This window comes from Streptomyces anatolicus (genome assembly GCF_019400875.1).
Classification (GTDB): domain Bacteria; phylum Actinomycetota; class Actinomycetes; order Streptomycetales; family Streptomycetaceae; genus Streptomyces; species Streptomyces anatolicus.
The window spans coordinates 1-6,263 of sequence record NZ_WMBF01000381.1 but is presented as its reverse complement, the minus strand read 5'-3'; the positions used below and the strand labels follow the sequence as shown (position 1 = coordinate 6,263).

The window sequence follows — 6,263 nt, the reverse complement described above, 5'->3', positions numbered from 1 at the left end:
GCGAGTGGGGACGCAGGCAGACATCTTTCCCGTCTCCTCCGGGGCAGCGCGGTCGCGGGACATGGGGTCCTCCGGGGGTCTCCGGAGGGCGGGTCGCGGCCGTGGGTCACGGCGTGCAGCGGCGGGATATCTCAACTCTCGGTAAACGAACAGTAATGCAGAGTAAAGGCTTTGGGTGGATTAATAAGGCAAATGGGGCAATCAATCACTCGGATGAATGAATAAAAACTTTTAGCGGCTTGTCATACCAACCCGTTCCGACACCCGTGCGAAGTTGCTGACCGTTCTGTCCCGACTTGCACGGAAAGAGGTGGGCGGAAGATGGCCGCCACCCGGAGGATCACCGCGAGCCTCACCGCCCTCGTGGCCTGCGCGGCAGCGCTGGCCGGTTGCGGGGGGAGCGACACCGGCGCGGGCGCCGGCACCAAGGAAGGCGCCCACGGCGCGAAGAAGGGAGCCGGGGCCGCGGCGCCCAAGAGCCCGGTCCGCCTGATCGGCGACGGCTCCACCGCGTACACCGGAAAGCAGCCGAACCTGCCGAGACCGGCCCGGCTGAAGCCGGGCCAGAAACCCCCGCAGTTCGTGGTCTTCTCCTGGGACGGCGCGGGCGAGGACGGCCAGAAGCTGTTCTCCCACTTCCGCAAGGTGGCCAAGCGGAACGACGCCACGATGACGTACTTCCTCAGCGGCGTGTACATGCTCCCCGAGGAGAAACGTTCTCTCTACGATCCGCCGCAGCACACGACCGGCAGCTCGGACATCGGCTTCAACGACCGCAAGGGCATCAAGAACACCGTGGAGCAGCTCCGCGGCGCCTGGCTCGAGGGCAACGAGATCGGCACCCACTTCAACGGCCACTTCTGCGGCGCGGGCCGCGGGGTCGGCGAGTGGTCCGTCAAGGAGTGGAAGAGCGAGATCAAGCAGGCCAAGTCCTTCGTGAAGGCCTGGAAGACGAACACGGGCCTGAAGAAGGCGAAGCCTCTGCCCTTTGACTACGAGAAAGAGCTGATCGGCGCCCGCACACCCTGCCTGGAAGGGCGCAAGAACTTCATGCGAGCCGCCCGGGACCTGGGCTTCCGCTATGACACCAGCGGCGTCAACAACCAGGTGTGGCCCAAGAAGAAGGAAGGCCTCTGGGATCTGTCGATGCAGCTCGTCCCGGTCCCCGGCCGTGGGTTCGAGACGCTCACCATGGACTACAACTTCATGGTCAACCAGTCCGGTTCGACCTCCCAGGGCGATCCGTCCAAGCACGAGTACTGGGGCGACCAGATGCGCGACGGACTGCTCCGGGGCTTCGCCCGCGCCTACAAGGGCAACCGCGCGCCGCTGATCATCGGCAACCACTTCGAGTCGTGGAACGGCGGCACGTACATGCGTGCCATCGAGGAGACCATCGACACGGTCTGCACCAAGCGTGACGTGCGGTGCGTCTCCTTCCGGCAGCTCGCCGACTGGCTCGACGCGCAGGACCCGAAGGTGCTGGCGAAGCTGACCGAGCTACGGGTCGGCAAGGCGCCGAAGGAGGGCTGGCCGGCGTTCCTCTCCGCCCAGCCCGCACCGGCCCCCAAGGGCGTCCCGGGGGCTCCGGCCGTCAAGCCGTAACCCCCGCGGGCGCGTGGGCGGCGGATCCGTCAGGCAGGGGTGACCGTCTGCTCGCGCAGTACGAAGTCGGGGTCGACCTGGGCAGCCAGGTCGGCGCCCGTCCGTTCGTTGCCCCAGCTCTGCGCGTTCTTCAGGTGGAAGTGGACCATCTGGCGGGTGTAGCGCTCCCAGTCCCGTCGCTCGTACGAGGCGTCGACGGTGGCCTGGAGCGCTTGGAGGGAACGGCGGTTGTCCTCTTCCAGGTGCTCGAAGCGGGGCGGGTGGCCCTTCTCCATGGCGCGCACCCAGTCCGAGTGCCCGACGGTCACCAGGAGGTCGTCGCCGACCTGCTCGCGCAGGAAGTCGACGTCGTCCGGGCCCTGCACCTTGTTGCCGACGACCTTGAGGTCGACGCCGAAGTCACGGGCGTATTCCTTGTACTGGCGATAGACGGAGACCCCCTTCCTCGTCGGCTCGGCCACCAGGAACGTCATGTCGAAGCGCGTGAACATGCCGGAGGCGAAGGAGTCCGAGCCCGCGGTCATGTCCACGACCGCATACTCATCGCGGCCGTCGACCAGGTGGTTCAGGCACAGCTCCACCGCTCCCGTCTTGGAGTGGTAGCAGGCCACACCGAGGTCGGCTTCGGTGAACGGCCCGGTGACCATCAAACGCACGGTGGCACCGTCGAGTTCCAGGGGCCGGGCGCACGCGTCGTACACGGGGTTGTCCTCGCGCACCCGCAGCAGCCGTGAGCCCTCGCCCGGGGGCGTCGTCTTGATCATCGTGTCGGCGGAGGCGATCCGCGGGTTGGTGCCGCGCAGGTACTCCTTGATCAGCGACAGGTGGGCGCCGAGGGCGGGCAGCCGGGCGGCGTCCGCCTCGTCGAGGCCGAGCGCGGGGCCCAGGTGCTGGTTGATGTCGGCGTCCACCGCGATGACGGGCGCGCCGGTGGCGGCGAGGTGGCGGATGAAGAGCGAGGACAGCGTGGTCTTGCCGCTGCCGCCCTTCCCTACGAAAGCGATTTTCATGACCACAAAGCGTAGTGGCTCCTTTACGTGCCGTACTCGCTCCGCGTGAAGAAGACCACTCCTTCGTGGAGCGGGCGCCTGGAGTACGTAGGGTCGTACTCATGAGTACGACACCCGATCCGCTCGTGGCCCTGGGGACGCTCCCCGGCGTGGCCGACTCCGTGGGCTCCGTGCGCAAGGCCGTGGACCGGGTCTACGGGCACCGGATCATGCGGCGCCGGAGCAACGAGATCACCTCCGAGGCCGCACTGCGCGGCGCCCGCGGTTCCGCCGCGCTCTCCGGGGCCGAGTGGGCCCTTGAGGAGGTGCGGCGGCGCAGCGACTTCAGCGGCGACGGCGAGGCGCGCACGGTCGGCGGGGCCCTGCGGCTGACCGCCGAGGCGGGACAACTGCTTTCCATCTGGCGGCAATCGCCGCTGCGGGTCCTGGCGCGGCTGCACCTGGTCGCGGCGGCCGACTCGGACGCGGCCGCGGGGCGCCCGCGGCTGGCGGGCGAGCCCGTCGATGAGCCGCTGATCGAGCTTCCGCTGCCGGACGCGGACGAGGTGGCGGGACGTCTGGAGGGCCTGTCGCGGCTGATCATCGCGGGCAGCTCGGCGCCGGCCCTTGTGACGGCCGCCGTGGTCCACGGCGAACTGCTCAGCCTGCGGCCCTTCGCCTCGCACAACGGCCTGGTCGCGCGGGCCGCCGAGCGCATCGTCCTGGTGGGCAGTGGCCTGGACCCGAAGTCGATCTGCCCGGCGGAGGCGGGCCACGCGGAGCTGGGCCGGGCGGCCTATGTGGCGGCTCTGGACGGCTACGCGTCCGGCACGCCGGACGGCATGGCGGCCTGGATCGCCCACTGCGGCAAGGCCGTTGAGCTGGGCGTCAGGGAGTCGACAGCGGTCTGCGAGGCGCTTCAGCGCGGGGCCGCGTAGGGGCGTGCTCGCGGGGCCCGGACGGTCGGTCCCGGAAGGGCCCGGGCGGTCCCGGACAGGGTTGCGGCGGTACGGAATTCCGTACCGCCGCTGGCATGTTCACCGGGTTACCAAGCGTCCTCGAAATATTGCCCATCAGGTCGGGAACTTGGCCCGTCACCTGGTGCGGCTGGCCCGTAATCGACGGGTCGACGTCGCGTGGGTGCTCGGTGTTCATGCTTCGGTCCGTGGGGCCGTGGTTGCGTTTTAAGGTAATCCTCTCGGATGTCCTTGGTCTCGCGGGCCGTTGACTCCTTTGTACTCCAGTCCTGGGGCAAGCGGAAGTCCTGGCCGTACTTCTTTACTTTTAGGTTCAAATAGGAGCGAATCGGGCGCGAGGTCTCGCCGGGGCTTTCGGCGGGGCCTCCGGCGTGCTCTCGCGCCGGTGTCCGCCCTGGTCAGCCCAGCGCGGCGCGGCGCCGGCTGGCGAACCAGACGAGGCCTGCCGTGGCCGCAGCGGCGCCCACCGCGGCCGCCGCGACGAGGGCGGGCCGTGGCGGGGCGGGCAGGCGCTGCTTGAGCCGCACGGGGCGGTGGAAGTCCAGGATCGGCCACGCGCGCGTGAGGGCTTCTTTGCGCAGGGCGCGGCCGGGGTTGACGGCGAAGGGGTGCCCGACGGACTGGAGCATCGGCAGGTCGGTCGCCGAGTCGCTGTAGGCGTAGCAGCGGTCGAGGTCGTACCCCTCCGAGCGGGCCAGCTCCTTGATCGCCTCGGCTTTGGTGGGGCCGTACGCGTAGTACTCCACCTCGCCGGTGAAGCAGCCGTCGTCCCCGACCACCATGCGGGTCGCCACCACCCGGTCCGCGCCGAGCAGTTCACCGATCGGCTCGACGACCTCGGCGCCGGAGGTGGAGACGATGACGACATCGCGGCCCGCGGCGTGATGCTCCTCGATGAGGGACGCGGCCTCGTCGTAGATGATCGGGTCGATCAGGTCGTGCAGGGTCTCGGCGACGATTTCCTTGACCTGTTGCACGTTCCAGCCGCGGCACAGCGCGGACAGATACTCGCGCATCCGCTCCATCTGGTCATGGTCGGCGCCGCCCGCCAGGAAGACGAACTGCGCGTACGCGGTGCGCAGCACCGCCCTGCGGTTGATCAGGCCGCCTTGGTAGAACGACTTGCTGAACGTGAGCGTGCTCGACTTCGCAATGACCGTCTTGTCCAGGTCAAAGAAGGCGGCCGTGCGAGGCAAGGAGTGGTTTTCCACAGGCTTGAGCATAGGCGCCCACCATTCGGCGTAAGCTGAGGCGCGTGGGTTTGCCTGAGAAGGCTCTCGGGTACACCATGGAAGTCACGGATCGTTCGCGACCGTGCTAACCCGGTCTGGCTCCTCCCCCCCCGAGTCGGACCGTGGGGACGACCCCCGCTCTCCCCCCCGGCGGGGGTCGTCGCATGTCCGGATGGGTTTTTGAGCCCTCCGTCGATCATCTTCCGGCCTTCAGGTCCCTCCCTGCGCCCTCCCGGCGTTCTCGAGGCATGCCCAAGATCCGTCACTGTGTGTAGCCGTGGCACTGCTCTGCGGAAGTCTTCGGGAAGGCGCAGGAAGGTGCCGGGAAGTCGGCGCGAACGTGGCGCGAAGCCGACGTGAAGCCGTTGCGATGTCACTGGTTTGGGTGACGGAGATATTCACAGGCATCGCCTTGTCCACAGTTATTGACCAAGATCCACACGATTTTCCGGATCGCTGCACGCTGATTCCGCCCGTTCCGTTCGCGAAGTTCATGGCCGGATTGCTTTGCCCGGTTCTTCGCCCATGCGGAGCGCGGCATTCACAGGGGCTTGCGTGAGAGGGGGACGGAGATCGTGGGTGGACTGATTTCACAGGGTGGGGCCGCGCCGCCCGACGGACGGCACGGCGGACCGCTGATCCTGACGGAGGACGTGGACCTCCTCGATGACCTGCTGCGCCTGTGTGCGGCGGCAGGGGCACTGCCCGAGGTGCACCATGGCGGGCCCGATCGCGCGGGGGGCTGGGACTCGGCCCCGCTCGTCCTGGTCGGCGACGACGCGTCCGGCCGGTTGCGCGGGGCCGCGCGGCGGCGCGGGATCGTGTTGGTGGGGCGGGATCAGGACGACTCCGGTGTCTGGCAGCGGGCGGTGGAGATCGGCGCCGAGCACGTGCTGCTCCTGCCCGACGGCGAGCAGTGGCTGGTGGACCGGATCGCCGACGTGGCCGAGGGCGTGGGGCGACCCGCGCTCACCGTCGGCGTGATCGGGGGACGAGGCGGTGCCGGGGCCTCCACCTTGGCCAGCGCCCTCGCGGTCACGGCGGCCCGCAAGGGGCGGCGCACGATGCTCGTCGACGCGGATCCGCTGGGCGGCGGCCTTGACGTCCTCCTCGGGGGCGAGACGGCCGAGGGGCTGCGCTGGCCGGCCTTCGCCGCGTCGCGGGGCAGGGTCGGCGGAGGAGCGCTGGAGGAGTCTCTTCCGGAGCTGCACGCGCTGCGGGTCCTGAGCTGGGACCGGGGGGATGCGGTGACGGTCGCCCCGGAGGCCGTCCGGGCGGTCGTCTCCGCGGCTCGCAGACGCGGTGGCGTGGTCGTCGTGGACCTGCCGCGCCGGGTGGACGAGACGGTCGCCGAGGCGCTGGCCCAGATCGACGTGGGCCTGCTGGTGGTGCCGCCGGAGCTGCGCGCGGTGGCGGGGGCGCGGCGGGTGGCGTCGGCGGCCGGTCTCGTGCTGCGGGAT

5 protein-coding genes are annotated in these 6,263 nt (G+C 69.4%); 3 read left to right on the top strand and 2 right to left on the bottom strand.

The annotated features are described in order from the left end of the window. The first annotated feature begins 321 nt into the window (after positions 1-321). Positions 322-1,605 (top strand): polysaccharide deacetylase family protein, encoded by a 1,284-nt coding sequence (locus GKQ77_RS25340; RefSeq protein ID WP_219691253.1) that lies wholly within the window; start codon positions 322-324, stop codon positions 1,603-1,605. Positions 1,606-1,634: 29 nt separating this feature from the next. Here GKQ77_RS25340 and GKQ77_RS25335 read toward each other — a convergent pair whose 3' ends face one another. Then, positions 1,635-2,615 (bottom strand): ATP-binding protein, encoded by a 981-nt coding sequence (locus GKQ77_RS25335; protein ID WP_219691252.1) that lies wholly within the window; start codon positions 2,613-2,615, stop codon positions 1,635-1,637. 101 nt (positions 2,616-2,716) lie between these two features. Between GKQ77_RS25335 and GKQ77_RS25330 the strand changes: the two genes are divergently transcribed. Then, positions 2,717-3,532 carry a Fic family protein gene (locus GKQ77_RS25330; RefSeq protein WP_219691251.1) on the top strand — a complete coding sequence of 272 codons (816 nt, stop codon included), beginning with the start codon at positions 2,717-2,719 and terminating at the stop codon, positions 3,530-3,532. 437 nt (positions 3,533-3,969) lie between these two features. Here the strand turns inward: GKQ77_RS25330 and GKQ77_RS25325 are convergent, their stop codons facing one another. Continuing rightward, on the bottom strand, positions 3,970-4,794 hold the full coding sequence (locus tag GKQ77_RS25325; protein WP_219691250.1) for an HAD family hydrolase: 825 nt from the start codon (positions 4,792-4,794) through the stop codon (positions 3,970-3,972). A gap of 584 nt (positions 4,795-5,378) precedes the next feature. Between GKQ77_RS25325 and ssd the strand changes: the two genes are divergently transcribed. Beyond that, positions 5,379-6,263: septum site-determining protein Ssd (gene ssd, locus GKQ77_RS25320; protein WP_308117783.1), on the top strand; the 885-nt coding region annotated here is incomplete at its 3' end.

Excerpts from the sequence above, each read along its gene's own strand:
- GKQ77_RS25340 (WP_219691253.1), top strand. The coding sequence starts at position 322 with ATGGCCGCCACCCGGAGGATCACCGCGAGCCTCACCGCCCTCGTGGCC.
- GKQ77_RS25335 (WP_219691252.1), bottom strand. The coding sequence starts at position 2,615 with ATGAAAATCGCTTTCGTAGGGAAGGGCGGCAGCGGCAAGACCACGCTG.
- GKQ77_RS25330 (WP_219691251.1), top strand. The coding sequence starts at position 2,717 with ATGAGTACGACACCCGATCCGCTCGTGGCCCTGGGGACGCTCCCCGGC.
- GKQ77_RS25325 (WP_219691250.1), bottom strand. The coding sequence starts at position 4,794 with ATGCTCAAGCCTGTGGAAAACCACTCCTTGCCTCGCACGGCCGCCTTC.